Origin of the sequence: Achromobacter seleniivolatilans (genome assembly GCF_030864005.1) — a bacterium.
GTDB lineage: Bacteria > Pseudomonadota > Gammaproteobacteria > Burkholderiales > Burkholderiaceae_B > Achromobacter > Achromobacter seleniivolatilans.
In genome coordinates this window covers 1,594,717-1,620,478 of the sequence record NZ_CP132976.1, presented here as the reverse complement: position 1 = coordinate 1,620,478, position 25,762 = coordinate 1,594,717, and the positions used below count along the sequence as shown (strand labels likewise).

Annotated in this window: 27 protein-coding genes; 13 read left to right on the top strand and 14 right to left on the bottom strand. The window is 60.3% G+C overall.

The window, feature by feature from the left end:
- Positions 1–37: 37 nt before the first annotated feature.
- The 3 genes from RAS12_RS07260 to RAS12_RS07250 are packed head-to-tail and all read right to left on the bottom strand — an operon-like array spanning position 38 to position 2,338.
- Positions 38–703, bottom strand: a complete 666-nt coding sequence (locus RAS12_RS07260) for a glycosyltransferase family 2 protein (RefSeq protein ID WP_306946726.1) — start codon at positions 701–703, stop codon at positions 38–40.
- Positions 675–1,301, bottom strand: a complete 627-nt coding sequence (locus RAS12_RS07255; RefSeq protein WP_306946724.1) for a class I SAM-dependent DNA methyltransferase — start codon at positions 1,299–1,301, stop codon at positions 675–677. Before RAS12_RS07255 ends, RAS12_RS07260 begins: the two co-directional genes overlap by 29 nt.
- Positions 1,289–2,338, bottom strand: coding sequence for an acyl-CoA dehydrogenase family protein (locus tag RAS12_RS07250; RefSeq protein WP_306946722.1), 1,050 nt, complete (start codon positions 2,336–2,338; stop codon positions 1,289–1,291). The genes RAS12_RS07255 and RAS12_RS07250 overlap by 13 nt, the downstream gene beginning before the upstream one ends.
- A 183-nt stretch (positions 2,339–2,521) precedes the next feature.
- On the opposite strand from RAS12_RS07250, the gene RAS12_RS07245 reads away from it, so the two are divergent.
- The 3 genes from RAS12_RS07245 to RAS12_RS07235 all read left to right on the top strand — a co-directional run bounded on the left by RAS12_RS07245 (position 2,522) and on the right by RAS12_RS07235 (position 4,002).
- Positions 2,522–2,914, top strand: coding sequence for a PRC-barrel domain-containing protein (locus RAS12_RS07245; protein WP_306946720.1), 393 nt, complete (start codon positions 2,522–2,524; stop codon positions 2,912–2,914).
- Between the two features lie 12 nt (positions 2,915–2,926).
- Positions 2,927–3,217 carry a hypothetical protein gene (locus RAS12_RS07240; protein WP_306946718.1) on the top strand — a complete coding sequence of 97 codons (291 nt, stop codon included), beginning with the start codon at positions 2,927–2,929 and terminating at the stop codon, positions 3,215–3,217.
- A gap of 149 nt (positions 3,218–3,366) precedes the next feature.
- Positions 3,367–4,002 (top strand): class I SAM-dependent methyltransferase, encoded by a 636-nt coding sequence (locus RAS12_RS07235; RefSeq protein ID WP_306946716.1) that lies wholly within the window; start codon positions 3,367–3,369, stop codon positions 4,000–4,002.
- A 59-nt stretch (positions 4,003–4,061) separates the two neighbouring features.
- Here the strand turns inward: RAS12_RS07235 and RAS12_RS07230 are convergent, their stop codons facing one another.
- From RAS12_RS07230 to RAS12_RS07200, 7 genes are all read right to left on the bottom strand, one after another.
- Positions 4,062–5,447 carry a 3-carboxy-cis,cis-muconate cycloisomerase gene (locus RAS12_RS07230; RefSeq protein WP_306946714.1) on the bottom strand — a complete coding sequence of 462 codons (1,386 nt, stop codon included), beginning with the start codon at positions 5,445–5,447 and terminating at the stop codon, positions 4,062–4,064.
- A 24-nt stretch (positions 5,448–5,471) separates the two neighbouring features.
- Entirely contained in the window at positions 5,472–6,050 is a 579-nt protein-coding gene (pcaG, locus tag RAS12_RS07225) for a protocatechuate 3,4-dioxygenase subunit alpha (RefSeq protein ID WP_306946712.1), read from the bottom strand.
- 3 nt (positions 6,051–6,053) lie between these two features.
- Positions 6,054–6,755: a protocatechuate 3,4-dioxygenase subunit beta gene (gene pcaH / locus RAS12_RS07220; protein ID WP_306946710.1), complete on the bottom strand. Its 702-nt coding sequence runs from the start codon at positions 6,753–6,755 to the stop codon at positions 6,054–6,056.
- Positions 6,756–6,826: 71 nt separating this feature from the next.
- Complete coding sequence (locus tag RAS12_RS07215; RefSeq protein ID WP_306946709.1) at positions 6,827–8,107, bottom strand: TRAP transporter large permease subunit; 1,281 nt, start codon at positions 8,105–8,107, stop codon at positions 6,827–6,829.
- Complete coding sequence (locus RAS12_RS07210; RefSeq protein WP_371321294.1) at positions 8,104–8,670, bottom strand: TRAP transporter small permease; 567 nt, start codon at positions 8,668–8,670, stop codon at positions 8,104–8,106. Before RAS12_RS07210 ends, RAS12_RS07215 begins: the two co-directional genes overlap by 4 nt.
- A 49-nt stretch (positions 8,671–8,719) precedes the next feature.
- The gene (locus RAS12_RS07205; RefSeq protein ID WP_306946705.1) at positions 8,720–9,163 is read right to left on the bottom strand and encodes a type II 3-dehydroquinate dehydratase; all 444 of its coding nucleotides are present in this window, start codon (positions 9,161–9,163) and stop codon (positions 8,720–8,722) included.
- 19 nt (positions 9,164–9,182) lie between these two features.
- A complete protein-coding gene (locus RAS12_RS07200) occupies positions 9,183–10,190 on the bottom strand; it encodes a TRAP transporter substrate-binding protein (RefSeq protein ID WP_306946703.1) in 1,008 nt (335 codons plus the stop codon).
- A gap of 131 nt (positions 10,191–10,321) precedes the next feature.
- On the opposite strand from RAS12_RS07200, the gene RAS12_RS07195 reads away from it, so the two are divergent.
- Together RAS12_RS07195 and pcaC are read left to right on the top strand one after the other, a co-directional pair.
- Positions 10,322–11,146 (top strand): IclR family transcriptional regulator, encoded by an 825-nt coding sequence (locus RAS12_RS07195; protein WP_306946701.1) that lies wholly within the window; start codon positions 10,322–10,324, stop codon positions 11,144–11,146.
- Between the two features lie 76 nt (positions 11,147–11,222).
- A complete protein-coding gene (gene pcaC, locus RAS12_RS07190) occupies positions 11,223–11,606 on the top strand; it encodes a 4-carboxymuconolactone decarboxylase (protein ID WP_306946699.1) in 384 nt (127 codons plus the stop codon).
- A 60-nt stretch (positions 11,607–11,666) separates the two neighbouring features.
- Here the strand turns inward: pcaC and RAS12_RS07185 are convergent, their stop codons facing one another.
- Positions 11,667–12,623 (bottom strand): hypothetical protein, encoded by a 957-nt coding sequence (locus RAS12_RS07185; protein ID WP_306946697.1) that lies wholly within the window; start codon positions 12,621–12,623, stop codon positions 11,667–11,669.
- Between the two features lie 148 nt (positions 12,624–12,771).
- Between RAS12_RS07185 and RAS12_RS07180 the strand changes: the two genes are divergently transcribed.
- From RAS12_RS07180 to RAS12_RS07165, 4 genes are all read left to right on the top strand, one after another.
- Positions 12,772–13,542 carry a MipA/OmpV family protein gene (locus RAS12_RS07180; protein ID WP_306946695.1) on the top strand — a complete coding sequence of 257 codons (771 nt, stop codon included), beginning with the start codon at positions 12,772–12,774 and terminating at the stop codon, positions 13,540–13,542.
- Between the two features lie 12 nt (positions 13,543–13,554).
- The gene (locus RAS12_RS07175) at positions 13,555–14,238 is read left to right on the top strand and encodes a response regulator transcription factor (RefSeq protein ID WP_306946693.1); all 684 of its coding nucleotides are present in this window, start codon (positions 13,555–13,557) and stop codon (positions 14,236–14,238) included.
- Positions 14,207–15,589, top strand: coding sequence for a sensor histidine kinase (locus RAS12_RS07170; RefSeq protein WP_306946691.1), 1,383 nt, complete (start codon positions 14,207–14,209; stop codon positions 15,587–15,589). Before RAS12_RS07175 ends, RAS12_RS07170 begins: the two co-directional genes overlap by 32 nt.
- 234 nt (positions 15,590–15,823) lie before the next feature.
- Positions 15,824–17,389 (top strand): EAL domain-containing protein, encoded by a 1,566-nt coding sequence (locus RAS12_RS07165; RefSeq protein WP_306946689.1) that lies wholly within the window; start codon positions 15,824–15,826, stop codon positions 17,387–17,389.
- A gap of 45 nt (positions 17,390–17,434) precedes the next feature.
- Here RAS12_RS07165 and RAS12_RS07160 read toward each other — a convergent pair whose 3' ends face one another.
- From RAS12_RS07160 to RAS12_RS07150, 3 genes are read right to left on the bottom strand one after another with little or no spacing between them, the layout of a single operon-like run.
- Positions 17,435–18,940, bottom strand: coding sequence for a fumarate hydratase (locus tag RAS12_RS07160; RefSeq protein ID WP_306946687.1), 1,506 nt, complete (start codon positions 18,938–18,940; stop codon positions 17,435–17,437).
- 12 nt (positions 18,941–18,952) lie between these two features.
- On the bottom strand, positions 18,953–19,933 hold the full coding sequence (locus RAS12_RS07155; protein WP_306946685.1) for a Bug family tripartite tricarboxylate transporter substrate binding protein: 981 nt from the start codon (positions 19,931–19,933) through the stop codon (positions 18,953–18,955).
- A gap of 52 nt (positions 19,934–19,985) precedes the next feature.
- Complete coding sequence (locus RAS12_RS07150; protein ID WP_306946682.1) at positions 19,986–21,341, bottom strand: class-II fumarase/aspartase family protein; 1,356 nt, start codon at positions 21,339–21,341, stop codon at positions 19,986–19,988.
- A gap of 136 nt (positions 21,342–21,477) precedes the next feature.
- Here RAS12_RS07150 and RAS12_RS07145 point away from each other — a divergent pair, with 136 nt between their 5' ends.
- The 4 genes from RAS12_RS07145 (at position 21,478) to RAS12_RS07130 (ending at position 25,757) form a co-directional block, all read left to right on the top strand.
- Positions 21,478–22,200 (top strand): GntR family transcriptional regulator, encoded by a 723-nt coding sequence (locus RAS12_RS07145; protein ID WP_306946679.1) that lies wholly within the window; start codon positions 21,478–21,480, stop codon positions 22,198–22,200.
- 163 nt (positions 22,201–22,363) lie between these two features.
- Positions 22,364–23,935 carry an amidohydrolase family protein gene (locus RAS12_RS07140; protein ID WP_306946677.1) on the top strand — a complete coding sequence of 524 codons (1,572 nt, stop codon included), beginning with the start codon at positions 22,364–22,366 and terminating at the stop codon, positions 23,933–23,935.
- A 3-nt stretch (positions 23,936–23,938) separates the two neighbouring features.
- Complete coding sequence (locus tag RAS12_RS07135; RefSeq protein WP_306946675.1) at positions 23,939–25,015, top strand: CobW family GTP-binding protein; 1,077 nt, start codon at positions 23,939–23,941, stop codon at positions 25,013–25,015.
- 49 nt (positions 25,016–25,064) lie between these two features.
- The gene (locus RAS12_RS07130; protein WP_306946673.1) at positions 25,065–25,757 is read left to right on the top strand and encodes a haloacid dehalogenase type II; all 693 of its coding nucleotides are present in this window, start codon (positions 25,065–25,067) and stop codon (positions 25,755–25,757) included.
- Positions 25,758–25,762 lie beyond the last annotated feature (5 nt).

Below are 25,762 nucleotides of genomic sequence, written 5' to 3'. Positions count from 1 at the left end.
CATGGGAACCATCAGATATTTCTGAAAAAACAGTGCGCTAAACCTTGGAATTGAACTCGCGCAGCGCGCTTGCGAAGCCGCCTTCAACGCGGGAATAGGGGCGTGCGCTGGTTGTGACCCTGGGCAGGGCGCTCCAGGCGATGCAGCAGCCGTCCAGTTGCAGACGGTCAACAATCGCTTGATCTTCGCTGCACGCCAAGGCGGCAAAGCCGCCAATGCGCCGGTAGGCTGGCGCCGCAATACCCAGGTTGGCGCCATGCACGTGGCGGTGCCCGTCCTTGTCCTGATAATGCAAGGCAAAGTGGCGCCGGGCTGCTTTGGCGTTCGACCCATGTGCGGCCCAGCCCGTGACGCCCACAGTGCCGCAGACCACATCGGCCTGCAGCGACAACTGATCCACCAGCCAGCGCGGCGACACGCGCGTGTCGGCATCGGTAAAAGCGAGCCAGCGCGCACCGGCCGTCAGCAGATGCTGTGCGCCAACGGCGCGGGCCATCCCGACGTTGCGCGCGCGGATTGTCAGGCATCGCACCGGCCAGGCTGCTGCCAGCTTGGCAGTCCGGTCGCGGCATTGATCCAGCACCACCACAATCTGGACGGGTTCGTCTTGTAGTAATGGATGGCGCGCCGCAGCGGTGGCTGACTTCAGGCAAGCGGCGATGTGGCGCTCTTCATCATGGGCAGGAATGCAAATTCCGATCATCGTCGTGTCCTTGCTGCGGCGGCTGTTTGCGCCAGATATCCAGCCTGAACTCCGTTTCCAGGTGATGGACGAGTAAAGTCATGCCGGGCATTTGGGCAATCGCTTCGTGTATGGCGTCGGTGTGCTGACGGCGGTCAGAAAACGCGGGGCGAAAATGGCAGGCGACCACCTCTGCGCCTGGTTGCAGGCAATGCCAAAGACGCCTGAGAAATCCGGCCAGGTCGGCGTCGTTAAAGTAGTAAGCAATCTCGGAGACAATCGCCAGATCAAAACTCTGCCGGGCGTCCGGCCATTGGCTGGGCAGTCGCAGAGCTAGCACCTCGACGCCTTTCTCTTGTTGCGCTGTGACTCGGATACGGCATCGCTGTACGGCGGTCGGTGATCCGTCAACTGCGCAGACCTGTGTGCATCGCTGTGCCAGCCGCAGGGTCATATCGCCTTCGCCGCAACCCGCTTCGAAGGCGTGGGCGTAGCGCTGCCTGCATAACGCAGCCAGAATCAGTTCGCGCTTGCGCTGCTCGTACCAAGCGTCGCGCACGCGCCACGGGTCTACGCCGCTTTGATACAAGCGCTCGAAATGTCCGTCTACAGAATCCATGGCGGCTCCGTAAGCGCCGCTACCAGCGCGCCATGGGCCGCTTGATCACGTTCAGCGTGGCTCTGCCGGATAAATACCGGTAAGTCCGCCATGGCCTGGGCAAATGCGGCGTCCTGGCACATCGGACCGGCGCCCAATGCGCGCGCTGCTCTCAGCAGCACTTCCTCTGCCGCGGCTTCAACGGCCAGCCTGGCTCTAGCGGTGACCAGCGCACAGCCGTCATCCGGCGCGGCATCAATAGCGGATGCAGCTTCGCGCAGTACGGCGCGAGCCTGGGCAAGCGCGGTATCAGCGGCCCCCAAATGGGCTAATCGGAAGGGGTCCACATGTTCCAGCCCGCTTGGCGCGCTGGCTGCCAGCCGCAGCCGCTGCGCAACACGGGTGACGCCACCGTACCAGCAGGCAGCCACCCCCGCGCCACCATGCAGAAATCCCGGTCGATCAACGTAGGCGCCTGGCGCTCCGACCAGCGTCCCAAATACGCGATCAAACCGCACATTCACTGTGGCGCTGGTTCGCATTCCCACTGCATGCCAGCCCGGGTCGATCATCGTGACGCCAGCCTGATCCAGGTGCAGGGCAGCCAGACACGGGCGGCCCGCGCGGTCCCACCCGCTGACAAGCGCATGCGTCAGGTCCAACGCGCCAGAGCACCAGGCCTTTATCCCGTTGAGTTCCACTCGGCCATCCGTTAAACATGTAATCCCGACCCGATACTGAGGCGGCTCGGCACACCACACCCCCCAGCGGCTGCCAGCCAGCGGGCCAGCGGCGCCATGCAGTTCCGCAAGAATAGCCAGCGCATCGGTATGACCCTCGAACAGCTTGGCCAGCCCCAGATCCGCCGCGCCAACCTTGGCCAGGGTCTTCCAGCGAGACAAGGTGTCTCCTGACCCTGGCATTGGCAAGGCGTCGCATCCCGCGTCCACCAGCGCGCGCAAGCTCTGGCCGGGCACTACCGGCCAAACCATGTCCGCCAATTGTTCATCCAGAAGGTCGGCGGCGGCGCGAGTGGCGCGATTTATCGTTCTGAACATGGGTTGAGTCCTTGCGCCGTGCTGGACGCGCTTTTTCCTCTAGCCGCAATTCTTATTCCCGATAAGCGGTTCCGTTGCTCCGCGCTGCTGCACGTTCAGCACACTGCGGGACCGGAACTTGCTGATGCAGCGGGACCGCCACCCGGCGTTACGAACGGCCAAACGGCCACCAGGAGACGCGCCATGATCGAGAAATCCGCCGCCATTGGATGGGCTGTTCTGTTGGGAGTGATGTCCAATGTGCCTATTGCCGCGGCGCAGGGTGCGCCGCAGTCCGTAACCGAAGTTCGCGTTGATGTGGCCAAAATTGCTGCGGGCTACCGGGCGTCGAAGATAAGCGGCGCCACCGTCTACAACGGCAATAAGGAAAAAATTGGCACTGTGGACGATTTGATTCTTGGCCCGCCTGAGTGGGAGCCCTATGCGGTGCTGTCCGTTGGCGGCTTGCTGGGCGTGGGTACGCACTTGGTAACGGTGCCATTAGCCAGCATCCAGGTTGTGGAGGATCAGTTTCAGCTTCCGAATGCGTCCAAAGACAGCCTGAAGGCGCTGCCAGAGTTCACCTATGCCAAGTAAGGGAGCCACACTATGAAAAGAACCGCCAAGCACTCATTGGTAGACACCGGCGCGGGCGACGACGCGCAACAGCAATCGCTAGGTCAGCGATTGAAGGCCATCGACGACGCGCGCCCTGATTTCCCCGGCGAGCATCTGATTGTGTTTGGGCTGGGCGCACTGCTGATGGTGGCGGGCATGCGCGGGCGCACCGTCCTGCGCCGGGCTCTATTTACGGCGGCCGGCACCGCGCTTGTCGGGCGCGCTGCCAGCGGCACGGGCGGAATTTCGAAGATCGCTCGTCTGATCAGGACGGTACGCTAGGCAGCGGGTGAAGCGCAGGGCAGGGGAGTGGAGTGCATTTTGACACGGGTGATTACGCCCGGTTCTGGGTGTGGGCAGTCTAGTGCGGGTATGGTCATCTAAAAAAACCTACCGCATTACAAAGCGCTCACTCAGGAGTTGGAAGCACCATGTATTTCAGGCCATCGTGCAAGACCGTCGCGCACCCCAAGCGGGTATCCAGCGCGTCAATGAGCTGGCTGCAAGAGCGAAAACAGTTCATCAAGGCACTGTTGAACAATCCCGCCGCCATAGGCGCCGTCGCGCCATCGGGCGCGGCGCTGGCGGCCGCCATTACGGCGTCCATCCAGCCCCGGGCGGGAAAAGTGTTGGAGCTGGGTTGCGGCACGGGCGTCTTCACGCGAGAAATGCTGCGGCGGGGCGTCCATCCATCCAGCCTTGTCCTGGTTGAACAGGACACAGAAATGAGCCGCGACCTACGCAAGCAGTTTCCAGAAGCAACCGTGCTCCAAGTGCCCGCGCAAGAACTGTCCCGCGAAAGCCACCCCGAACTGGACGGAATCGGCACGACCATCTGCGGTCTGCCGTTACGGAACATGAGCGGGACGCACCACCAGCAGTTGCTCGCCGCCGTGTTCGGCGCCATGCGTCCGGGTGGCGCCATGCACCTGTTCACCTATGGCGTGCGTTGCCCGATATCTCCGGCTGTACTGGCCGCTTGCGGCGTGTCGGCACGCAGATCAAGGTTTGTTCCTATGAACTTGCCGCCTGCGTCGGTGTATAGCTTGACGGCGGCGTCGGCCTAGATGCCCTCTTCAAAATAAATCTAACTCTGTGAAAATGGCGCAATTTTTGCCGGATAAAATTAAGTGCCCACGCTCTGTTTCCAATGCGCCAGCACCGTGTCACAAATGGACGATGCTGCGCCCACATAATTCTCCGGCTTTCCCAACTGTTCAATCTCTTCATCACTAAACAAGTCACGCATCAAGGGATCGACGGATAAGGCGGCGCGGATACTGACGGGTAACGAGCAATCGTTGCGGATGGCTTCTTTGGTCGCTTGCTCTACCAATTCATGGGCCTGCAGACGTCCGATATGCGACCCCAGCGCCAGTGCGTAAGCCTCGGCCAGGATCAAACCCTTTGTTGCGTCCAGGTTTTCCTTCATCCGCAGGGGGTGGACGTCTAGCCCGTCCAGAATTCCGACCAGATGCCGCAGGGCGCCGCCGGTCAACGACGCGATTTGCGGCAAGACATCCCATTCGGCTTGCCAGCCACCTAACGCGCGTTCGTGTTCTTGAATCATTGCAGACAGGATCGTCGAAACCAGCGGAGGAACGCGCGTCGCAGCGGCCAGAATCGCCGCGCAGCCGACGGGGTTGCGCTTATGGGGCATGGTGCTTGAACCGCCTCGCCCAGGGCCGCCGGGCTCGGCCAGCTCTCTGACTTCTGTCTGAGCCATCAACGAGATATCGCGGGCGATCTTGCCGAGCGTGCCCGTCAAGACGCCAAGGGTCGCGGCGATGTCGGCCAGGCGGTCTCGATGCGAATGCCATGGCATGGCGGGCAATGCCAGCCCCAACTCAGCGGCCAGCGCCTGTGAAACCGCAGGGGCTGAAGTGCCAAGGCTGGCTAACGTGCCAGCAGCACCGCCGAATTGCAGCTGCGCCACCTGAATTCCGTCCTGCCGCAATCGCAAACGGCTGCGCTCTAATGCCTGTAGCCAGCCGGCCGTCTTGGCGCCAAAAGTCGTAGGTAGCGCGTGTTGTAACCACGTGCGGCCCACCATGATGGTGTCCCGATGGACGGCAGTCAGCCGCGCACATGCCTCTGTGGCGGCCAGAAGATCCTGATCCAGTTGGGATGCCACCTGACGAATCTGCAACACAAGTGCCGTGTCCAGAATGTCTTGGCTGGTGGCGCCCCAATGCACATACCGCGCAGCCTCGGGATCGACCCTGTGTACCGCTGCCGTCAATTGCTTGACGAAAGGGATGGCGATATTGCCGGCCGCGATTGATGCGTCGGCAATGGCGGCCAGGTCCAGCATGCCGTCAACATCTCCAACGTGGCAGACATCATGGATGCAAAGGGCGGCACTTGCCGGAATTACTCCGCAGTGACCCTCGGCACGCGCCAGCGCCGCTTCCACCTCCAGCATCCGGCGGATTATTCCTGTTCCTGAGAACAAGGCCATGATGTCGCGATCGGAGTAGATCTGCTCCGTCAGTCCGGAAATTACGGTCATGAGATTGGGGCGCCGTCAGCGCGGTCAAATATCAAAGAACACGGTTTCGCCCGAACCTTGCAAGACCACGTTCCAGCGCAATATGCCGCTGCCGGTGTCGTGCGCGATCAGCGTTTCCCGGCGGGCGGCGGGCACCTTGCTCAGTATCCAATCCTGCTCATTCGCACGCGTCTCGTCCGGAAAGTACATCCGCGTCGACAGGTGCTTGAGCAGGCCTCTCATGAATAGCGAAACCACAAGGTGCGGGGCCTGCTGCGACCCATCCGGCCCTGCCACCGGCCCGGGCTTGATCGTAGTGAAGCGGAAAGACCCATCGGGCTCGGTCGGCACGCGGCCGAACCCTGTGAAGCTGGCGCTTTGGGACTCCGCGCTGGCAAATCCGGGATCATCGGGATGCCGGTACACACCGCGCGCGTCGGCTTGCCAGAGCTCGACCATGCCGTCGGGCACGGGGTTGCCCTGCCCATCGGTGACGCGTCCTTCAATCACGATTGCGGTCGCTTCCAGGTGGGGCAGGCCGGCGGTAAGGTCCGCACAGTTCAAGCCGGACAGCCCGATGTGCAAGTAGGGGCCGACGGTTTGCGAGGTAGTGGGATAGAGCATGGCTTACTCCAATGGGGTCGCGTTGCGGCCGCGCAGCACGATATCGAAGCGGTAGCCCAGCGCGTATTCGGGCACGGTGGTTTCCCAATCGAGCGTCGCGATCAGCCGGTTGCGCGCCTTGACGTCCTGGATGCACTGGAAGATGGGGTCGAACTCCAGCAAAGGATCGCCCGGGAAGTACATCTGCGTAACCAGGCGCGTGGCATAGGCGCGGCCAAACAAGGAAAAGTGGATGTGTTGCGGGCGCCATCCGTTGTAGTGATTGCCCCAGGGATAGGCGCCGGGCTTGATCGTCTTGAACTGGTAGCGGCCCTGCGCATCGGTGACCGTCCTGCCTTCACCTCTGAAGTTGGGATCAAGCGGAGCGTCGTGCTGATCGCGCTTGTGCAAATAGCGGCCTGCGGCGTTGGCCTGCCAGATTTCGATCAGCGCATCGGGGACCGGGCGGCCGTTTTCGTCCAGGACGCGGCCCGACACAATGATTCTTTCTCCGATCGCGTCGGCGCTTGCCACACGCGTCAAGTCGTTGTCGCCTTGCCTGACAAACGCGGCGCCGAAGGCCGGTCCCGTAATTTCAGATAAGGTCTGCGGTACGACGATCAGGGCTTCGTTGGGCGAGCGCAGTTGTGTGGAGCCGTAGGGATCGAACCGGTAGCCGGGCTGAGTGTTCCAGAAAGGGCGCCGGTATTGAGCAAGATGGGTCATTGCGGAAAATCTCCTTTGAAGCGCTTCCCAGGCGGTCATCCGGCCAGGGAAGCGCAGACGGTTCGCACCGGTCAGCCGCCAAACCAACGGGCGGGCACGATTACCAGGGCAGGGAAGGCCACCATCAGGAACATGATCAGGAACTCCGCCACCATGAACGGCACGACACCGCGAGTGACATCATCCATCCGCATCTTTCCGACGCCCGCCACGACATTCAGGACGGTGCCTACGGGCGGCGTGACCAGGCCGATCGAATTGTTGATGATGAAAAGCACACCGAAGTACACCGGATCAATGCCCGCCGCCCGCACCAGCGGCATCAGCACCGGCGTCAGAATCAGAATGGTGGGCGTCATGTCCATGGCCGTGCCAACCACCATGACCAGCACCATGATGGCCGCCATTAGCAGAATCTTGTTGCCCATGAACGGCTGCAGCAGGTCCACGACCTTGGCGGGCAGGTCGGCCACGGTAATCAGCCAGGCGCTGACCATGGCGGCCGCAATAAGAAACATGACGATGGCGCTGGTCTTGGCAGCCGAGACAAACACCGCATAGAGCTGGTTGAGCTTTAGCTCCCGGTAGACCAGCGTGGACACGAACAAGGCGTACACGGCGGCGACCACCGCGGCTTCCGTGGGCGTAAATACGCCCATGCGCAAGCCCACCAGGATGATGACCGGCAGCATCAGCGCCCACAACGCCTTGCGAAATGCCGTGGCAATTTCCTGTGCGGATTTGCGTGGCGGCGGAACCACTTTTTCTCGCCGGACCAGCCACGCCCAGGTCAGCCACAGGGCGCCGCCGATCATCAGGCCGGGAACGATGGCCGCCATGAACAGCTTGGAAATCGACACATTGGCCGCCACGCCAAATATGACCAGACCGATGCTGGGTGGAATCACCGGGCCGATCACGCCGGTCGCGGCAATCAGGCCGCCGGCGGTCTCCTTCTTGTGGCCAGCGCTGACCATCATGGGCAGCAGCAACGCGGTCAGTGCGGCCGCGTCGGCCACTGCCGAGCCGGACAAGGCGGACAAGAGGCAGCCGGCCATGATGGTGACGTATCCCAGCCCGCCCTTGACGTGGCCAACCAGGGCCAGCGCCAGATCCACAATGCGACGCGACAGCCCGCCGACATTCATGATCTCGCCCGCAAGCATGAAGAACGGCACGGCCAGCAGCGGAAAACTGTCCGCGCCGCCGATCACGTTCTGCGCGAGGATCTGCGAATCAAAGATGTCCAGGTGCCACATCAACGCGACGCCGCTGGCCAACAATGCAAAAGCGATCGGCACGCCCAGCGCCATGACCCCCAACAACGAACCGATGAAAACGGCGATGGTCATGCGCTTCTCCCGGGAGCGCGCTGTTGCGCATCGTCCAGAATTTGCTTGAGCTGCACGGCTTCTTCGGATTCTTGAACCATGATCAGATCCTGGTCATTCAGCTTGCCGCTCAGCACTCGGTACAGGTCGACCGCGATGATCAGCCCGGCCAACGAGGAAAACACCAAGCCTGACGCGTACACGATGGCCAGCGGCAAACCGCTGACCGGCGCGCTGACGTCGGCATTGATCACGGCCTGTTCCCAGCTGCCTTTGAACATCAGGCCCACGATGTAAAGCATGATGATCTGGCCCGTCACCAGGCAGATCTTCTTGCCCGCAGTCGGCAGCTTCGCCACCACCATGTCCATGCCCAGATGTCCGCGTTCCTTGAGAGCAATTACGGCCCCCAGGAAGGTCAGCCAGATGAACATCCAGCGTGAGATTTCCTCGGACAGCGTAATGCCCGAGTTAAAGCCGTAGCGCGCAACGACGTTGCCGAAGACCAGCACCACCATCGCCGCCAGCAACAAGGCGATGGCCACTTCAAGCACGCGGCAGACACCTCCGATGAATCTGTCTATGAAGACCATGGCCGGGCCCCGCTAAGAATCAGAGGAAGGTTCGCCCGCTTCATGCTTGGGCTTCCCGCAGGATGTCGACAAGGCCCCGCAGCGCCGTCAGGTAAGAATGCGGCCCAAGCCCTTGCACGGTGCCGCGCACCGCGGGGGAGATGATCGAATGCGCGCGCCAGGCCTCGCGCGCCGCGATGTTCGACATATGGACTTCCAGGGTGGGGAAGGGCATGGCCTTGATCGCGTCATGCAGGGGCACCCCGTGCTGGGTCAGGCCCGCCGGATTCACCAGGGCGCCTTGCGCAGCGTCAATATTCTCGTGCAGGAAATCGATCAGCGCTCCCTCGTGGTTGGATTGCAATGTCGATAGTTCGACGCCTAAGTCGCCGGCCAGGGCGGCCAGGCGCTGGTTGATCTCCGCCAGCGTGGTGGTGCCATAGATATGCGGCTCGCGGCGGCCGAACAGATTGAGGTTCGGGCCATGCAGGACAAGAATCTTCATGATAGGTACGCCGTTGCGTTTACTTGCGGATGCGCGAGAGTTCGTCGTTGTAGAGCTTGACGATCGCCGGGTCGTAGCTGCCGGTGAAGTGCTCAATGACCGGCTTGACGATCTGCTGCATTCGAGCCTTTTCGCCTGGCTCGATCGTGTTGTATTGAATGCCTTTTGCCTGAAGCTCCGCCACGGCCTTCTGCGCGGTTTCGCGGCTGACCTTGCGCTGATAGCTGCGGGCCTCGTCGGCGGCTTCATTCATGATGCGTTGCTCGGCGGGAGACAGCTTGTCCCAGAACTTCTTGCTGACCAGCACGATGTTCGCGGCGTAGACATGATTGGTCGCACTGACGTACTTCTGCACCTCGTAGAACTTGTTCGACAAGATGACCGAGTACGGATTTTCCTGACCGTCAACGGCCTTGGATTCCAGGGCGCCGTACAGTTCTGCAAACGGCATGGGCACCGGATTGGCCTTGAACGCCTTGAACGTGTCCAGGAACACCGGGTTGGGAATCACCCGGATCTTGAGGCCCGCCAAATCTTCCGGCTTGGTAATGGCGTGCTTGGAATTGGTCACATTGCGAAAGCCCAAATCCCAGAAACCCAATGCGACCAAACCCTTTTCGGGCAGTTTGGCGATCAGTGCTTTACCCAGTGGACCGTCCAGCAGCGCGTCTGCCTGTCCAAAGTCGGTGACGGAGAAGGGCAGGTCGATCAGCCCGAATTCCTTGACGATGCCCGCCAGTGATGTGGATGCGGGCGCTGACATTTCCTGCACACCGCCTTGCAATCCCGATTGCTGCTGCATTTCATTGCCCAACTGGGACGCCGGGAACTCCTTGACCTTCAACTTTCCGCCACTCTTGGCGGCCAGTAATTCCGCAAATTTCTGTACGCCAGCACTTACGGGATGGTCGGTGTTGTTAAGGTGGCCAAACCGAATCGTGCGTTCCTGGATATCTTGCGCGGTGGCCGTCATGGCGGCGGAGCATAGGGCGCCGATCAAAGCCAAGCGAAAAATGCTGGTCTTCATGGTTGTCTCCTTCCTCGTTTTTCTGGAATGGTCTCGATGTCTTGCAAGACGCTGAGGTGGAATGTAATTCCGAGTGGAATACTTTTCCACCTAGGGTTATCATCCATCAAACCACTACTTGTTGAGACGACATGGCCGGAGTCCTCGAACGTGCGCTCGCCGTCATGGAGCACTTATCCTCCAGACCCGAAGGCGTCCCCTTAGCCTCTCTTGCCCAGCAGCTGGAGATACCCCAAAGCGCAGCTCACCGGCTGTTAACCGACTTGTGCCGCTGCGGCTATGTGCGCCAGATTCGCGACCACGGCGACTACGCATTGACTGCACGCGTGGCGTCGATCGGCTTGAGCTATCTGGCGGCGACCGGCATCGTTGATATCGCCCAGCCCCTTGTGGATCGCCTGGCGGATATTTCCGGTGAACTGGTTCGCCTGGCTATCGTCGACAACGAACGCCTGACATGGGTCGCCAAGGCACAAGGCGCACGCCATGGCCTGCGATATGACCCGGAAATGGGATCGGATGCCAGGCTATCGTGCAGCGCATCCGGCCACGCCTGGATGCTGACCATGTCCGACGAGAGGGCGCTTGACCTGGTTTCGCGGCAAGGCTTCGGGCAACCAGAGGACTACGGTCCCAACGCGCCTACAACCATCGCAGCTTTGACCCAAATTCTGCACGACGGCCGCAAACGCGGCTACGCAATGATCAACGAAGTGTTTGCGCCGGGCATGACCGCGATGGCGGCACCCGTACAGCGCAAGGGCGAAGACGCCATTGGCGTGCTGAGTATCGCCGGCCCGGCCTTGCGCCTGACCGAAGCGCGCATGCTGGAACTTGGGCCGCACTTGTTGGCGGCGGCCGATGAACTGGGATTGGCCAGTCTGGCGTCGCCAATGTTTCGAACGCGCTTTCCCATGCAAGGCCGAAACGCCGGCGAAGACACGCCAGCACGATAGGTCTTGCGCTTTTCCAGACGCCATCCGTAGTCGCTCAGGACATCACGCGCATTGAACGCCAACAGAGGAGACAAGCATGAACGAGCACGAACGATTCGAGCAGGGACGGGTAGTGCGTACCGAAGTGCTGGGCGAAGCGCATGTCAGCCGCTCGCTGGCGTCATCGACAAATCTCAACCGAGAGTTCCAGGATCTGATCACACGCTACGCCTGGGGCGAAATCTGGACACGTCCGGGCTTGCCGCGCCACACGCGCAGCCTGCTCGTGATCGCAACCATGATCGCGTTGAACCGCGAGACTGAGCTCAAGCTGCATCTGCGCGCCGCCGCGAACAACGGCGTCACGCTGGACGAAGTAAAAGAAGTGCTTTTGCAATCCGCGATCTATTGCGGTGTCCCGGCGGCCAATTCGGCGTTTCACATAGCTGCGGAAATCTTCGCGGAAGAGATTGGGCATTGAGTTATGGCGGGGCTGATCTTGCAACCGCGACGTGCTGGGCACGTCTGGCCCGGTTTACGGTCATGCGGTCGTGCCATTAGCCTTTAGCTTCGCCAAATATTCGGCGCGTTCGAGCAGCAGATTGTTGTGTTGCAGGAATTGCTGCTGAAGTGCGGCATGATCAGGATCAGCCTCGAGTGCTTGGTAGTCGATCCAGCTGCCGGGGATAGGGGGCAGGCTGTCGTACTGTTGCTGTGTAATTGCCGTTGCTGCTTTTACTATGCGGCCGCCAAGAAGATCGGCAATCTTCTCTGCGCGGACTTGCGCCGAATTCGGACCCGAACGACCAGCAGATTCGTTAAATATCGGGTTGTTCAGAAGTGTGCTTACTTGTGCGCTCCATATGTTGTCGCCCATTGTCACGCCGCCTTGGTTGTCGATCTGAGCGACGACTTTTCCACCTACTACTACGTCTGCATAGCTCTTCATGGCGGGGTGGTCCGCTAGAAACTCAGAAGAGGGAACTGCTCGATGACGATTTTCAAGGCCGCTTTGCATCGCGGCGAGATACGCCGAGCGCCTCGCGATGAATTGCTGATAAATCTCCTCGGGGAGCTCAGCTATTTTGACTCCTTTTGATTGGTCCAGACGATAAACCTGAGCGTCGATCTTCAGAGGACCGCTATGGTGAAAGTGATCGTCTGGAAAGTTGAAAGTTATTTCCTGGGGCGCATCTTCCACCGCTGATAGCGATCCAGGCGGGAGTGGAGGGATCGCTGGCGCGTCGTGCTGGTCTGCGTCGGCGATCGCCTCAGAGTATGCGTTGCCAGTGTCATTGACGTGACTTTGCCTTGCAGTCGAGCTGTAGGCTGCGTTCGAGGCGTGAGTAGATACTGATCCGATCGATGACATAGCAATGAACCTATTACGAGTGAGAACAAGGGTGCCGTCATGCTGGCGCACCAACTGATTGTCCAAGACGATTGTTAATTTTTTCTTAATGCGCCCGTTGGGATTGCCATCCACATGTTGGCTCATTGCCGTTCGGAGGCTAGCGACGAGTTGAGACCGAGCCGCCTGCACGACTCGTTTACCTCCAACTTTTTTTACTCAGCCTCGCACCAGTAAGTGTGCGGTAAGACAGCTAGGGAGACCATGCGTGCCTGTCTTTCCTTGAGTAAAAACCATGCAAATTCGTCCCTTTGTACACACGTCCCTTTTTGCTGCGCTCGCCTTAGGGTTCTTGCCTCAAATTTCCTACGCGGATGATGTCCCGCAAGCCTCGTCCGGCCAATGGGGCTTGGGTTTGGGCGGGGGAGCGAGTCGTCCTGCATACAAAGGCGCCGACACCAAGGGCTTTGGCCTCCCCATCATCACCTATGACAGCGAACGTTTTCACTTTGCCGGGACCACCGCGGACTGGAAGTTCGCAGGCACCAATCAGCTCAGCTTCTCCCTCAGAACCCGTTATGCGCTGGGCGATGGCTACGATGAAGATGATGCGGACATCCTGGATGGGATGAAAAAGCGCAAAGCCGGCATTTGGCTCGGCGGGGCCGTAAACTGGAAAACGTCGCTCGCCACCGTTTCCCTCGAAGTGCTCAAGGACGTTTCAGCCAGCAAGGGCCTGCAGGCAAACCTGGGCATCGAACGCAACTTCACCGCCGGCAGATTCGTGTTCACGCCGCGCGCCGCCGTACTCTGGGGCAATAGTAAGTACCAAGACTATTACTTTGGCGTGACTTCCGCCGAAGCCACCCCGCGCCGCGCGCAATACAATGCTGATGCCACTACGAACTTCCAATTGGGCCTGAGAACCACCTATCTCTTCAACAAGCACCACTCCATGTTTGTCGATGTCGGCGCCACCTTCCTCGGCAAAGAAATCAAGGACAGCCCGCTGGTCGAGCGTAGTGTCATTCCGGGGGTGGTTGCCGGTTACATGTATCGTTTTTAATCACCTCGTCGCATGAATCGTATCGCCCTTGTTGAAGATCACGAGCGCTTGGGTCAGCTTGTTGTCAAGGCCTTGGCTGCGGCCGGCATCCAGACCGACCTCTTTACTCGGGCGGATCAGGCCGCGTATGCAGTGGCCCACGCCGAGTACACCTTGATCATCGTTGATCGTGGGTTGCCGGACGGAGACGGCCTCGACCTCGTCAAGAAGCTGCGCAGCGCCGGCAACCGTCTCCCTTGCCTGGTACTCACCGCGCGCGACGCGCTGCACGATCGCGTGTCGGGCCTGGAGGCTGGGGCGGATGATTATCTGCCTAAGCCATTCGCCATGCAGGAGCTCGTTGCCCGTGTGCGCGCGCTGATGCGCCGGCCCATTCAAATGCAGAGCCTTACCGCCTCTTTTGTCGATGTCGAGATTCGCCCCGAATCACGCAGCATGATTTGCAAGACCGAGGCCATCACCTTACCGGCGACAGAGTTGCAAATTATGCTGACGCTGGTGCGCGCCCAAGGCCAGACAGTTCGACGCACAACGCTAGAAAAGGCCGCATGGAGTTTTCATGAAGTCACCCCCAACGCCCTCGACGTGGCGATGCACCGGATTCGAAAAAAGCTCGATGCCATTGACAGCAAACTACATATCGTCAACATCCGTGGGCAAGGGTATGCGCTTCAAGAATCCCAAAGTGCGTCGTAGCCTTACCGTTCAGCTTCTGTTGGCTTCGGTGGGCGGGCTCGTAGCGGCCATCGCCCTGGTGGGCATGACCTTGGCCATCCTTGTCGATTGGCAATCCTCGACATTCGCGGAGATGGGGGTGCGGGACAATGCGTTCGATATTGCCGCGAGTGTCAAGTTCGACCCGTCTGGTTATCCGGTAGCCGTTGACCTCCCGGATGACCTTGAAAAAATGTTCGATGGGTTGCCGAAAGACGCCACGTTCCGCATCCTCGATGTAACGGGCGCGGTGCTCATCACTGCCGCGCCCGGCCCCGCGCTGACGATGCTCACCGCCCGCATGACCGGCCCCCCAGAAGTGGGCACCATCTTATTGGACGGCGACTTCGAGTTTCGGGTGGCCACGGTGCCCATCGATCAAGCGCACGCCACGTTTTATGTCCAGATGGCTCAGAGCGAACGCCTGACGTCCATGGTGCGAGTCACCGACAGCAAGACCGCGCTCCAAGTCGTGATCGTTACCTGCATTCTTGCTGCCTTGGTCTTCGGCGCAGCCATTACCTTGACGCTCAAACGCATGTTGCAACCGCTGCTCGATGCGTCGACCGCCGCCTCGCAGATTTCAGCCCGCAATCTTAGCGAGCGAATCGATGCGGCCCCGCTGCCGCAAGAGCTCCGCCCCTTGATTGCTGCCTTCAATAGTGCACTGGGTAGATTGGAAACGGGATATCGCGTCCAGCAAGATTTCCTTGCGGCCGCGGCCCACGAACTGAAAACGCCACTCGCGCTTGTCAGGGCAGAAATTGAGTTGAGTGATTTCCCCGCCAGAGATGTGTTGTTGCAAGACATCGACCTGATGAGCCGCCAGGTGCACCAACTGCTGCACCTGGCTGAAGCTAGTGAAACCCATAACTATGTGTTTGAGCCGTGGAATGCCAATGCGGTGCTGTTGGATGTTGTGCAATACCTCGAACGGTTGGCAGAGCGACACGAAGTTCGAATAGATGCCCCGCCGGCGCAGACGTCATTTGAGTTGGTCGCAGATCGCGGCGCCCTGTTTACTCTGCTTAAAAACCTCATCGAAAATGCTATCCATCATGCTCCGCCGCATTCACTTGTCGTCATTTACTGGTCGGGCCAAAAGCTGCTGATCCAGGACGAAGGTCCAGGCATTGCGGTGGACACCATGCCAAAAATTTTCGATCGTTTCTGGCGCGGCAAGACGGGTGCAACGGAGGGTGCCGGGTTGGGACTGTCTATCTGCAAAGAGATTGCGCTCGCTCACGGCTGGACCGTGAGCGCGCAAAACGCATCACCTCAGCCAGGCGCCGTCTTCACCATCGAAATGCCGCGTGGCAAACTCAAAGAGTGACTCTCCTTGTTGCGAACGCTGCCTATGCAGTGGGGTCCATGGTGTATGCGTACCGAATCCGAGGCCGGTTGATGATATGGATTAAATATTAATTTTTTCTTAAATTCCTGCCGTAAACGTCGAACTTTTCCAGAACACTAGTTTTAGACAAAGGCAATAAGAATAGGCCTACGGAAGTCGCATATCGGAGTGCTAAGCTCGGAACGACATTCATTAAGTGGGGCGGTTGGCGGTATGCGTGGAAGCAAGCTTTACAGCAAGGGGGCTAGTCGTGCCGTGGTGGTTGGATTGGTTCTCATCGCGCCAGTTGTGGGATGGTTGGCGGGGACGGCGGTTGACGACTTTCGAGAGGGGCAACGGTTAGCGGAATACGCAGTGCCGTTGCGAAACTTGGCAGTAGACGTGGCGCGGGAGAGTGGCCGAATTCTTGGGCTGCCTGTAGCACCTGAGGGCCCATGTTCTGACGAGGATTTGGACCAACTGCGCCGAGTCGTATTTGCTGGTCGGCACGTTGCAGATGCAGGGCGCATCAAGGCGGGCCAGATCGTCTGCACCGCGGTATGGGGTCGGGATGTGGGAACAGCCACTGTTCCATCGGGAGCGCACCAAAGTCAATCCGGAATTCATTTCTGGCGCCAGGTGGCCAACCCCGCCAGGTTGGGACTCTTGAGCGATATCGCCGCTACAAACGACTCGATTGTGTTCACCTCTCCGAGTGCGTTCGCCGCATATTCCAGTGGGCGAACGGACATCCAGTCGTTCGTCTCAAATCGTGAGGGCACGTACGTTTATCAGAGTTTTGTCCCTTCGGGTACAGAGGATGGGGCCGCAAGACTCAACGAGGTGTACGCACCTTCTTTACGAATATGTTCAGAAGATTCGAGGATCGGCGTTTGCGTGGAGGCTTATAGATTAGGCTTTTATCAGTACGCCGCTTGGACGTTAATGGTGGTCGGGTTGATACTTGGTGCGGCGCTAGCTTGTGCTTTTTTGTTGATGAGGCGGCACTATCGGAGGTCTATCCCTGGCGGCCTCCTCTATGCCATGGAACACAATGAAATAAAGATAAATTATCAGCCGATTCGCGAGCTGCATTCAGGACGAATTGTCGGCGCGGAAGCGTTATCCCGCTGGACACATCCCGACCTCGGACCGGTAAGCCCTCCCACTTTTTTTAACTGGGCGGAAACGTTAGGCTTGGGACGGGAGCTAACCCGGTATGTTGTCAGGACTGTGTTGGCCGAAAGCGGGGAGGCGATGCGCAAGTATGACGGCTTCTACATTGCGATCAATGTGGCGCCACCTGACCTTGAAGACGGGACGTTTCTAGAATACCTGTTGGCGCAAGCGTCGCAGTTTTCAGTTCCCCCTAATCGCATAGCTCTCGAAATAATAGAGACCTCTGACTTTTCCAAGGGAAATCCCGTTGAGTTGCTGGCGAGTCTTCGTGGGCAGGGATTTAAAGTTTTCATAGATGATTTTGGGTGTGGTTATGCAAACTTGTCGCACCTGGCGCAATGGCCAATTGATGCGATCAAGATCGACCGGTCGTTTGTAGATATTCAAAACGGCGGCCTGCCTTCCGTGCAAATTCTGGAGCAAATCATTCAGCTCGGGGACTGTTTAGGGTTGCAGCTTGTGGTGGAGGGCATAGAGAGTGCAGATCAGATCGAGTTTTTGCTGAATCAGTCAGGTTCGATTCGTGGTCAAGGGTGGCTTTTGGGCCGTCCGATGCCAGTTCGGGATTTTCTTAACCTTGTGTGCGCTGAATCAATGAGCGTTCTGCGCCACGCTGCGTAAGCGCCAACGAGCCATAGTCAATGGCGCTGTGTTTGCAGCTTTTAATCAGTGTTCAGCATTCACGCGGATAAAAGCGTGCGTCGTTCGGCCAAGAGAGTCGACTGCGACGGTGACTGGCATATCGCACACCTCGAATTCGTAGATTGCTTCCATGCCCAGATCGTCAAAGGCCACGACGCGTGACGACTGTATGGTTCGCGACACCAGATAGGCGGCGCCGCCTACGGCGCTCAAGTACGCGGCGCCGTGCCGCTTGATGGCGTCCACGGCCACCTTGCCGCGCTCCGCTTTGCCGATGGTGATAAGCAAACCGGTTTGCGCTAGAAGCTGTGGCATGAACTTGTCCATGCGGGTCGCGGTTGTTGGGCCAGCGGGGCCCACGGCTTCCCCCGCTACGGGGTCGACAGGACCCACGTAGTACAACGCTCGGCCACGCAGCGGCACCGGCAGCGGTTGACCGCTATCCAGCAAATCCGCCATTCGCTTATGTGCCGCGTCGCGCCCGGTCAGCAGCTTGCCCGATAGCAGTAAGGTTTCACCCGCCGTCCACGTGGCCACCTCGGCGGGCGTCAGCGTATCAAGGTCAATGCGCCGGGAGGCTTGCGCGGGCAGCGCGTCGGGGATGCCGTCCCAGGTGGCGGGTTCAGATGGGGGAATGGGTGCGGGGCCGTCGGCGGGCATGCTGAACGACACAAAGCGCGTGGCTGCGCAGTTGGGCACCAGCGCCACCGGGAGCAAAGCGGCGTGCGAGGGCGCGGTGGCCACCTTTATGTCCAGGACGGTGGTGTCACCGCCCAAGCCTTGCGCGCCGATTCCCAGCGCATTCACACGTTGGTAAACGTCTGCTCGCAAGCGTTCTTCGGGCGTGTGCGCGCCGCGTTGCAGCAGGGCCGGCATGTCGATCGGGGTGAACAGGGCGCGCTTGGCCAGGGCCATGGCCTGTTCGGGCGTGCCGCCAATGCCCAGGCCCAGCACCCCCGGCGGACACCAGCCCGCGCCCATGCCGGGCAACTGCGACACGACCCAGTCGGCGACCGAGTCGCTGGGATTCAACATCGCGTAGCGCGTCTTCACATCGCCGCCGCCGCCCTTGGCAACGACGGTCAGGTCCAGGCATTCTCCCTCCACCAACTCCACTTGCACGATGGCGGGAGTGTTGTCGCGGGTATTACGGCGCGCGCCCAGCGGGTCTCGGACCATCGATGCCCTCAACGGATTTGACGCACAGCCGTAGGCACGTGCGACGGCACGGTTGGCCACAGTTTGCAGGCTGGGGGTTGGACCGGCGCCGTCATGCTGGACCCGCACATCCATGCCCATCCGCACATACACATGCGCGACGCCCGTGTCTTGGCAGACGGGCCGCCGCGCCTGGGCGCTGAGCTTGCTGTTGACCAGCAATTGCAGCAGCGCGTGCCGGGCGGGGGCATGGGTTTCGGTCGCATGCGCTGCCTTTAGCGCCTGTACGAAGTCAGCGGGATGCGTGTGACTGATGGATTGCAGGGCAGTCGCGATGCTGGTTTCGATGTCGTTGGCGGATACGGCGCGCATGATGGCGGCTTCCTATTGCAGCGTGATGCCGGCTTGCTTGATGACCTGCGCCCAACGCTTGCCTTCGTCGGCCGTGAACTGCTGGAAGGCGGCGGGCGCGTATTGGTCCGGGGGAAGCAGCTGGATGCCTTGCTCCACCATCTTTCCCGTGAACGCTTCATCTGCCAACGCCTTTTGCCACGCTTGATACATGGTCTGCACCACCTTGTCCGGCGTGCCCTTGGGCGCATACAGGCCGTACCAGGTAGACACCTGGAAGTTCGGAATCGCCTTTTCCGCCATCGTCGGCACATCGGGGAATTGCGCCATGCGCTCGGGCGAAGTCAGTCCCAGCGCGCGGACCTTGCCGCCCTTGGTTTGGGGCAGGGCGGTGTTGGTCTGGTCGAACATGGCGTCTACCTGATTGCCCATCAGATCGTTCAGCGCCGGACCCGCGCCCTTGTAGGCGACGGGGGTGATATCGATCCCGGCCTGGCTGGCGAACATGGCCGCCACCAGGTGCGACGTGGAGCCCACGCCGGCGTTGCTGAAGTTCAGCTTGCCCGGGTGCTGCTTGCCGAAGGCGATCAGGTCGGGCACCGACTTGTATGGCGATGATTCGCCCACCAGAAGCACAAGCGGCGTGTCGGGAAAGCGGAACACGGCCTGGAAGTCCTTGGCGGGGTCGTAGGGCAGGCGGGCGTACAAGGACGGCGCCGCCGCCATGTAGCCGATGTGCCCAACCAGGAATGTGTAGCCGTCCGGCGCAGACTTGGCCGCTTTGGCCGCGCCGATGGTGCCGCCCGCGCCGCCCACGTTCTCGATCAGGATTGTCTGCTTCAGCTCCTGCGACACACGGTTCGCCACGTTGCGCGCCATGGCGTCGGTGGGGCCGCCCGCTGCAAAGGGCACGATCCACGTGATTGCCCGCGTGGGGTAGTTGTCTTGCGCTTGCGCGCTCATCGGCAAGGCGAACGCGCCCGCGACGGTCAGTGCCGCCATCCAGTTTTTCATGAGTTGTCTCCGTCCTGCTGTAGTTTTTTTAAATCAGGAAAGGGCTGTCCGTTCAAGCCAGCCCGGTGTAAGGGCGGGCCCGCACGCGGTCCACCATGGTGGGGGCAGCCCCCAGGTAATTGGCGGGATCGCACAGGCGTTCGATGGCGGCGCCATCCAGGCGCTGCGTCACCCGCGCATCCTCTAACAGCACATCGGCCAGGCGGCGGCGCGAGGTAGCCGCGATACGGCACGCGTCATAGACGACGTCGTGCGCGGTCTGGCGGCCGATGTGCGGGGCGAGACCCATCATGACGGCTTCGGCCACAATCAGCCCGCCTGACAAATCCAGGTTGCGGGCCATGCGTGCCGTGTCGACTTCAAGCCCGCCCAGCATGAAGCGCGCCTGATGCAGGGCGCCCGCCGTCAGCACGAAGGCTTCCGGCACGGCCGACCATTCAACATGCCACGGCCCGGTCGCACGTTCAAAGTCCTGCAACATGGCGTCCAGTGCCAGGCCAGCGTGCTGGCGCACTGTTTTGGATGCGCTCCACATCAGTTCGCAGGAAATCGGGTTGCGCTTTTGCGGCATGGTGCTGGACGCGCCCCGGCCCTTCACAAAGGGTTCAAACGCTTCCCCCAGCTCATTGGTCATCATCAGCATGATGTCCACGGCGATCTTGCCCAGTGATCCGGCCACCAGCGCCAGGAATTGCACGGTTTCGGCCAGGCCATCTCGGGCAACGTGCCAGGTGATGGGCGTGGCGCCCAGCTCCAGTTCTTGCATCAAAGCGGCATGCACCGCCAGACCCTCGTCCCCCAGGGACGCCAGCGTGCCGGCCGCGCCGCCGAATTGGCCGATCAGGACGCGCGGGCGCAGTTGCGCCAGACGTTCGCGATGGCGGCGCACCATCAGCAGCCAGACGGCAGCCTTGTAGCCAAAGGTGATCGGCAGCGCGTGTTGCAGGTGGGTGCGACCCGCCATGGGCGTATCGCGATACCGTAGCGCCAGCGCGTCCAGGATGCCATCCAGCGCGGCCAGGTCATCATCGATGATGGCCAGCGCATCGCGCACTTGCAGCACGGTGGCGGTGTCCATGATGTCCTGGGTGGTGGCGCCCCAGTGCAGGTATTCGCCTTCGGCGCCGCACATTCGCGACAACTGGTGAACCAGCGGCAGGATGGGGTAGCCGACGATTTCGGTTTCGATCCGTAGTTCGTCCATATCGATGGCGGTGGCGTCCGCGCGGGCCTCAATGGCGCTGGCGGCCACGGCCGGAATGATGCCCATGCGGCCCTGCACGCGGGCCAACGCCACTTCGGTTTCCACATAGCGCCGCACGGTGGCGGCATCGTCAAACACGGCGCGCATCGCGGCGGTGCCGAACATGTCTTTAAATAGGGCGGATTCGAGGACGGAGACTGGCATAGATGTACGCTCTTAAAAAGTTGTACGTACATTTAAGCAGGAGCAAAAGGGGACGTCAACGCCGGGGATTACCCGTAGTTGAAGCTATCGAGGCCGCAGCAGATAGAATGCGGGTGTCTTCAATGCACCCCTTGCCATGTCCATCACGCTGTACACCCGCATCTCGGAAGAATTGGCGCGGCGCATCGCCGCCGAGGTCTATCCCGTGGGCACGGTATTGCCCGCTGAGAATGCCCTGGCCGAAGAGTTCGACGCCAGCCGCCATACTGTGCGCGCCGCCTTGCGCCAGTTGCAGGACCTTGGCCTGATCGCGCGCCGCCGCGGTAGCGGCACGGTCGTTACCGCCGCCCGGCCAAAGGCGGGGTTCAGCCAATCGCTGCGTTCCCTGGAAGACCTGGTTCAGTTGGCCGCGCGCACGCCGCGCAGCATCCGGCAGGTGCAGGAAGTGGTGGTGGATGTGGAGCTGGCCGTCCGTCTGGGGGTGGGGCCGGGCACGCGCTGGCTGAAGTTTTCTTCCACGCGCGGCGCGGAAGGGCAACCGCCCGTGGTCTGGACCGAACTCTACGTCGATGCCCACTACAAGGGCGTGCGCAAGCTGGCGCGCGAACATCCGGACCGCCTCGTGTCGGAACTGATCGAAGAACACTACGGACGGCGTATTGCCTCGGTCGAGCAGACGATCTCGGCCTGCGCCTTGCCGCCGGCCGTGGCGCGTGAACTGGGAGCGGCCCCGGAGTCCCCCGGCCTGTTCATCCTGCGGCAATACAAGGATCACGCCGGACACATTGTCGAAGTGTCTTGCTCGCATCATCCCGCCGGCCGCTACGAGTTTTCCACCACCTTGATCCGGGAACACTAAGTTTCGTTCTTCCTTTTGGCCGGAGAGCGTAGCGGTTCCTCGTGCAGAAAGTAGTATTTCAGGCGGTAATCCTCCTATCTATCCTCGGTATGCTCTCGGCTGTAAGCTCGCTACATTCCCGACAATGAGGCCCTCAGGGCCTAGCGCTTTCAAGGGGAACAGGGTGGCGCAAGCAGTTGATATCGGGGAAGAAATCGTCGCCGGTTTCGGCAAATACGGGCTTCACGGCATTGCGCCCGCAACGGGCAGGGACAGCGGAGCGGGTCCATACGACAGGATCGTCTTGCGAGGTGCGACGCTGATCGACGGCACCGGCGCGCCGCCCTGGGGCGTGGTAGACATCGTTGTCGAAAACAACAGAATTGTCGACATCGTGAGCGTCGGCAAGCCGGGGATGGCGATCAAACCCGCGAGGCGGCCGGCTTCTGGCGATGTGGACATCGACTGCCATGGCAAGTTCGTTACCCCCGGCTTCATTGATTGCCATGCCCACATTGGCGCGCCGTTTCACGGGGCGAACGGTCCAATGCCCGCCGCTGACTACGTGTACAAATTGTGGCTCGCCCACGGCGTTACCACCATACGCGAGGCAGGCAGCTTCAACGGGCTGGCTTGGACGCTGCAACAGAAGCAGGCATCGCACGCGAATGAGATTGCCGCACCCCATATCCATGCCTATGCCTACTTCCCGGCCACCAATGACTATCTGAAAACCGTGCACACGCCCGCCGCCGCGCGCGACTGGATGCATCACATTGCGAGGGCGGGCGCGGATGGCGTCAAGTTCTTCGGCGCGCCACCCGCCATCATGCAGGCTGCGCTGGCGGCTGCAAAAGAGGTCGGGCTGCCTACCTGCTGCCACCATGCCACGCTTTCCGTCAGCCGTATGAATTCCCTGACGACAGCGAACTGGGGCCTGACGAGTTCCGAACACATGTATGGCTTGCCTGAGGCGCTGATGGAGGGCGCCACGATTCAGAAGTTCTCGCAGGGCTACGACTACAACGACGAGTATCTGCGGTTCTCGGCTGCGGGCGCCACTTTCCAACAGGCAGCGCAACCGGGCAGCGCCAAATGGAACGAAGTCCTGCACGCCTTTCTTGAGGCGGGGCATACGTTCGTGCCTACGATGAACGTCTACGACGCGAACCGCGATCTGATGCGGGCCCGCAATGCAGATTGGCACGCGTCCTACACGCATCCGACGCTGTGGAAGTACTTCCAACCCCAGCGGGGTGGTCACGGCGCTTATTGGTATCGCTGGTCGGTGTCGGATGAAGTCAACTGGCGGGATTCGTTCAGGCGGTGGATGACCTTCCTGAACGACTACAAGAACCTGGGTGGCCGCGTGTGCGCAGGCAGTGATTCCGGCTTTATGTTTCAGCTTTACGGTTTTGGATTCATTCGTGAATTGGAGCTGCTTCAAGAGGCTGGATTCAACGCACTGGAAGTGCTGCGCGCCGCCACCTATGCCGGTGCCGAACTATTGGGAATTGCTGACGAAGCCGGTTCCATCGAGGTAGGAAAGCGCGCAGACCTGCTTGTGCATGACGTCAACCCGCTGGATGACTACAAGGTGTTGTATGGAACAGGGGCTCTAAGGCTTGATGACCAGACTAATGGCGCCAGTTGGACCAATGGCCTCAGACACGTCATCAAGGGTGGCGTGGTCTACGATCCGCGCCAGTTGCTGGAAGAGGTGAAAGAGATGGTCGCCCAAGCAAAAGGGGAATAGCGTATGCACACCCCATCGGCGGCGGATTTCATCGTGGTGTGTGGATTCCTGGGTAGCGGTAAGACGACGTTGATATCAAGCTACCTCGAGTCAACACAGGCGACAGACACGGCAGTTATTGTTAACGATGTCGGAGAAATCAACGTCGACGGCGCCGTGCTGGCCATGGCCGGGGACCTGACTTTGGCGCGCCTGGCCAATGGATGTGTCTGTTGCAGCTTGGGCAACGAATTGCTCGACACCATCGAAGGCTTGATTGAAGACAGGCGGCGCGCGGGGGGAACTCCATTTCGCCGTTTCATCTTGGAATGCAGCGGTATATCCGACCCCGCGCCTATCGTGCGCAGCCTGGCGACGTTGGGAGCAGGGCGCTTTCGCGTGAAAATCGTTTGTACCTATTCCTGCCTGGAAATCGACCGCCAAATCGAGAGCTTTGCCGAAGCGGTCTCGCAGCTTGCCGTCGCACATGTCGTCGTGATCACGAAGATGGATCTGGTTGATGCAGAGACCCTGGAGCGAGCGCGGCGAACGGCGGCCGGTTTGGCGCCGCTGGGAAGGGTGAGTGCTGCGGCAAACAGCGGCGAGCGTTTCAGGTCGGCCTTTTCCCTGGAAGACGCAGACATCCTGTCTCATTCAACAAATGAACTTCCGACTGCTCTCAGATCTGGCGAGCTGCGGCATCGGAGCAGCGGGCTGTTTACCGAACCCCATCCCAGAATCTCCGTCTATCAGCTTACCTACGATACTCCGATGGACTGGATGCTCCTGCAAGAGTGGCTGGAAAATTTAATCGGCTATTTTGGTGATCGAGTCCTTAGAATAAAGGGCATCGTCCGAGTGACGCAGTCGGCCGACCCAATACTCATCCAGTCAGTGGGCGTGCATGTGGATCAACCCCGGGAGGTTCGGTCGGACGACGATGGGTCGGCATTGTTCGTGGTGCTGCGAGATGCCACCTCATCAGAATTGACTGAGGTCGGTCCGCGATTGCCGTTGTCACACCTGCGGCGCCTGTCGGGTCTCACGGCTTTCGAGGGGCGAGGTCTACTAAAGGATAGGGCAGTGGCATGCGATGCGTAGAACTGCAAAATGAGGCAGGCATATGAAATGCGAATTACCAGGATTGAAGATGCAGCCGAAGGTCTTGACCTTCGATGTGTATGGAACGTTGATTGACTGGGAGACCGGTCTCAATGATGCACTACAGCAAGTCTTCCGGGCGCATGGCGTCGAGCGAACGGAAAGTGAGGCTTTGCAATTGTTTGCGCATCACGAGGCGCAGGTCGGCGCAGGAGATTACTTGCCATATCGCGACGTTTTGGCCGAGACCTTGGTGCGGATCGGTCGAGACCTGAACTTCAAGCCTGTCGATGCGGAGTTGCGGGCATTTGTGGAGTCTGTGCGGGATTGGCCTGCCTTCGAGGATTCGCACGATGCGCTGCTGCGCTTGCAGAAGCATTTCAAACTGGCTGTGATCACGAACTGTGATGACGAACATTTTGCGATGTCGAATCGTCAGCTGCGAGTGGAGTTCGACTACATCGTCACGGCAGAGCTGGCGCGCAGCTACAAGCCGTCGCTGAACAACTTTCGCCTGGCCTTGGGGTCCATCGGGGTGTCCAGAAACAAGGTGCTGCATGTGGCCGAAAGCCTGTTTCACGACCATGTGCCGGCCAAGAAGCTGGGCCTGGCCACTGTCTGGATCAATCGCAGGCACAACAAGGTTGGCCAAGGCGCCACGCCATCTGCTGTGGCCGCGCCCGATGCCGAGTACCCCAGCATGAGCGCTTTTGCCGACGCCATATTGGGCGAAGGCGGCTAGTCTTA

Excerpts from the sequence above, each read along its gene's own strand:
- RAS12_RS07170 (WP_306946691.1), top strand. The coding sequence starts at position 14,207 with ATGCGCTTCAAGAATCCCAAAGTGCGTCGTAGCCTTACCGTTCAGCTT.
- RAS12_RS07235 (WP_306946716.1), top strand. The coding sequence starts at position 3,367 with ATGTATTTCAGGCCATCGTGCAAGACCGTCGCGCACCCCAAGCGGGTA.
- RAS12_RS07245 (WP_306946720.1), top strand. The coding sequence starts at position 2,522 with ATGATCGAGAAATCCGCCGCCATTGGATGGGCTGTTCTGTTGGGAGTG.
- RAS12_RS07160 (WP_306946687.1), bottom strand. The coding sequence starts at position 18,940 with ATGCGCGCCGTATCCGCCAACGACATCGAAACCAGCATCGCGACTGCC.
- pcaH (WP_306946710.1), bottom strand. The coding sequence starts at position 6,755 with ATGACCCATCTTGCTCAATACCGGCGCCCTTTCTGGAACACTCAGCCC.
- RAS12_RS07250 (WP_306946722.1), bottom strand. The coding sequence starts at position 2,338 with ATGTTCAGAACGATAAATCGCGCCACTCGCGCCGCCGCCGACCTTCTG.
- RAS12_RS07240 (WP_306946718.1), top strand. The coding sequence starts at position 2,927 with ATGAAAAGAACCGCCAAGCACTCATTGGTAGACACCGGCGCGGGCGAC.
- RAS12_RS07260 (WP_306946726.1), bottom strand. The coding sequence starts at position 703 with ATGATCGGAATTTGCATTCCTGCCCATGATGAAGAGCGCCACATCGCC.
- pcaC (WP_306946699.1), top strand. The coding sequence starts at position 11,223 with ATGAACGAGCACGAACGATTCGAGCAGGGACGGGTAGTGCGTACCGAA.
- RAS12_RS07175 (WP_306946693.1), top strand. The coding sequence starts at position 13,555 with ATGAATCGTATCGCCCTTGTTGAAGATCACGAGCGCTTGGGTCAGCTT.
- RAS12_RS07130 (WP_306946673.1), top strand. The coding sequence starts at position 25,065 with ATGCAGCCGAAGGTCTTGACCTTCGATGTGTATGGAACGTTGATTGAC.
- pcaG (WP_306946712.1), bottom strand. The coding sequence starts at position 6,050 with ATGCTCTATCCCACTACCTCGCAAACCGTCGGCCCCTACTTGCACATC.
- RAS12_RS07205 (WP_306946705.1), bottom strand. The coding sequence starts at position 9,163 with ATGAAGATTCTTGTCCTGCATGGCCCGAACCTCAATCTGTTCGGCCGC.
- RAS12_RS07150 (WP_306946682.1), bottom strand. The coding sequence starts at position 21,341 with ATGCCAGTCTCCGTCCTCGAATCCGCCCTATTTAAAGACATGTTCGGC.
- RAS12_RS07145 (WP_306946679.1), top strand. The coding sequence starts at position 21,478 with ATGTCCATCACGCTGTACACCCGCATCTCGGAAGAATTGGCGCGGCGC.
- RAS12_RS07135 (WP_306946675.1), top strand. The coding sequence starts at position 23,939 with ATGCACACCCCATCGGCGGCGGATTTCATCGTGGTGTGTGGATTCCTG.
- RAS12_RS07230 (WP_306946714.1), bottom strand. The coding sequence starts at position 5,447 with ATGACCGTAATTTCCGGACTGACGGAGCAGATCTACTCCGATCGCGAC.
- RAS12_RS07185 (WP_306946697.1), bottom strand. The coding sequence starts at position 12,623 with ATGAGCCAACATGTGGATGGCAATCCCAACGGGCGCATTAAGAAAAAA.
- RAS12_RS07255 (WP_306946724.1), bottom strand. The coding sequence starts at position 1,301 with ATGGATTCTGTAGACGGACATTTCGAGCGCTTGTATCAAAGCGGCGTA.
- RAS12_RS07195 (WP_306946701.1), top strand. The coding sequence starts at position 10,322 with ATGGCCGGAGTCCTCGAACGTGCGCTCGCCGTCATGGAGCACTTATCC.
- RAS12_RS07215 (WP_306946709.1), bottom strand. The coding sequence starts at position 8,107 with ATGACCATCGCCGTTTTCATCGGTTCGTTGTTGGGGGTCATGGCGCTG.
- RAS12_RS07200 (WP_306946703.1), bottom strand. The coding sequence starts at position 10,190 with ATGAAGACCAGCATTTTTCGCTTGGCTTTGATCGGCGCCCTATGCTCC.
- RAS12_RS07155 (WP_306946685.1), bottom strand. The coding sequence starts at position 19,933 with ATGAAAAACTGGATGGCGGCACTGACCGTCGCGGGCGCGTTCGCCTTG.
- RAS12_RS07180 (WP_306946695.1), top strand. The coding sequence starts at position 12,772 with ATGCAAATTCGTCCCTTTGTACACACGTCCCTTTTTGCTGCGCTCGCC.
- RAS12_RS07165 (WP_306946689.1), top strand. The coding sequence starts at position 15,824 with ATGCGTGGAAGCAAGCTTTACAGCAAGGGGGCTAGTCGTGCCGTGGTG.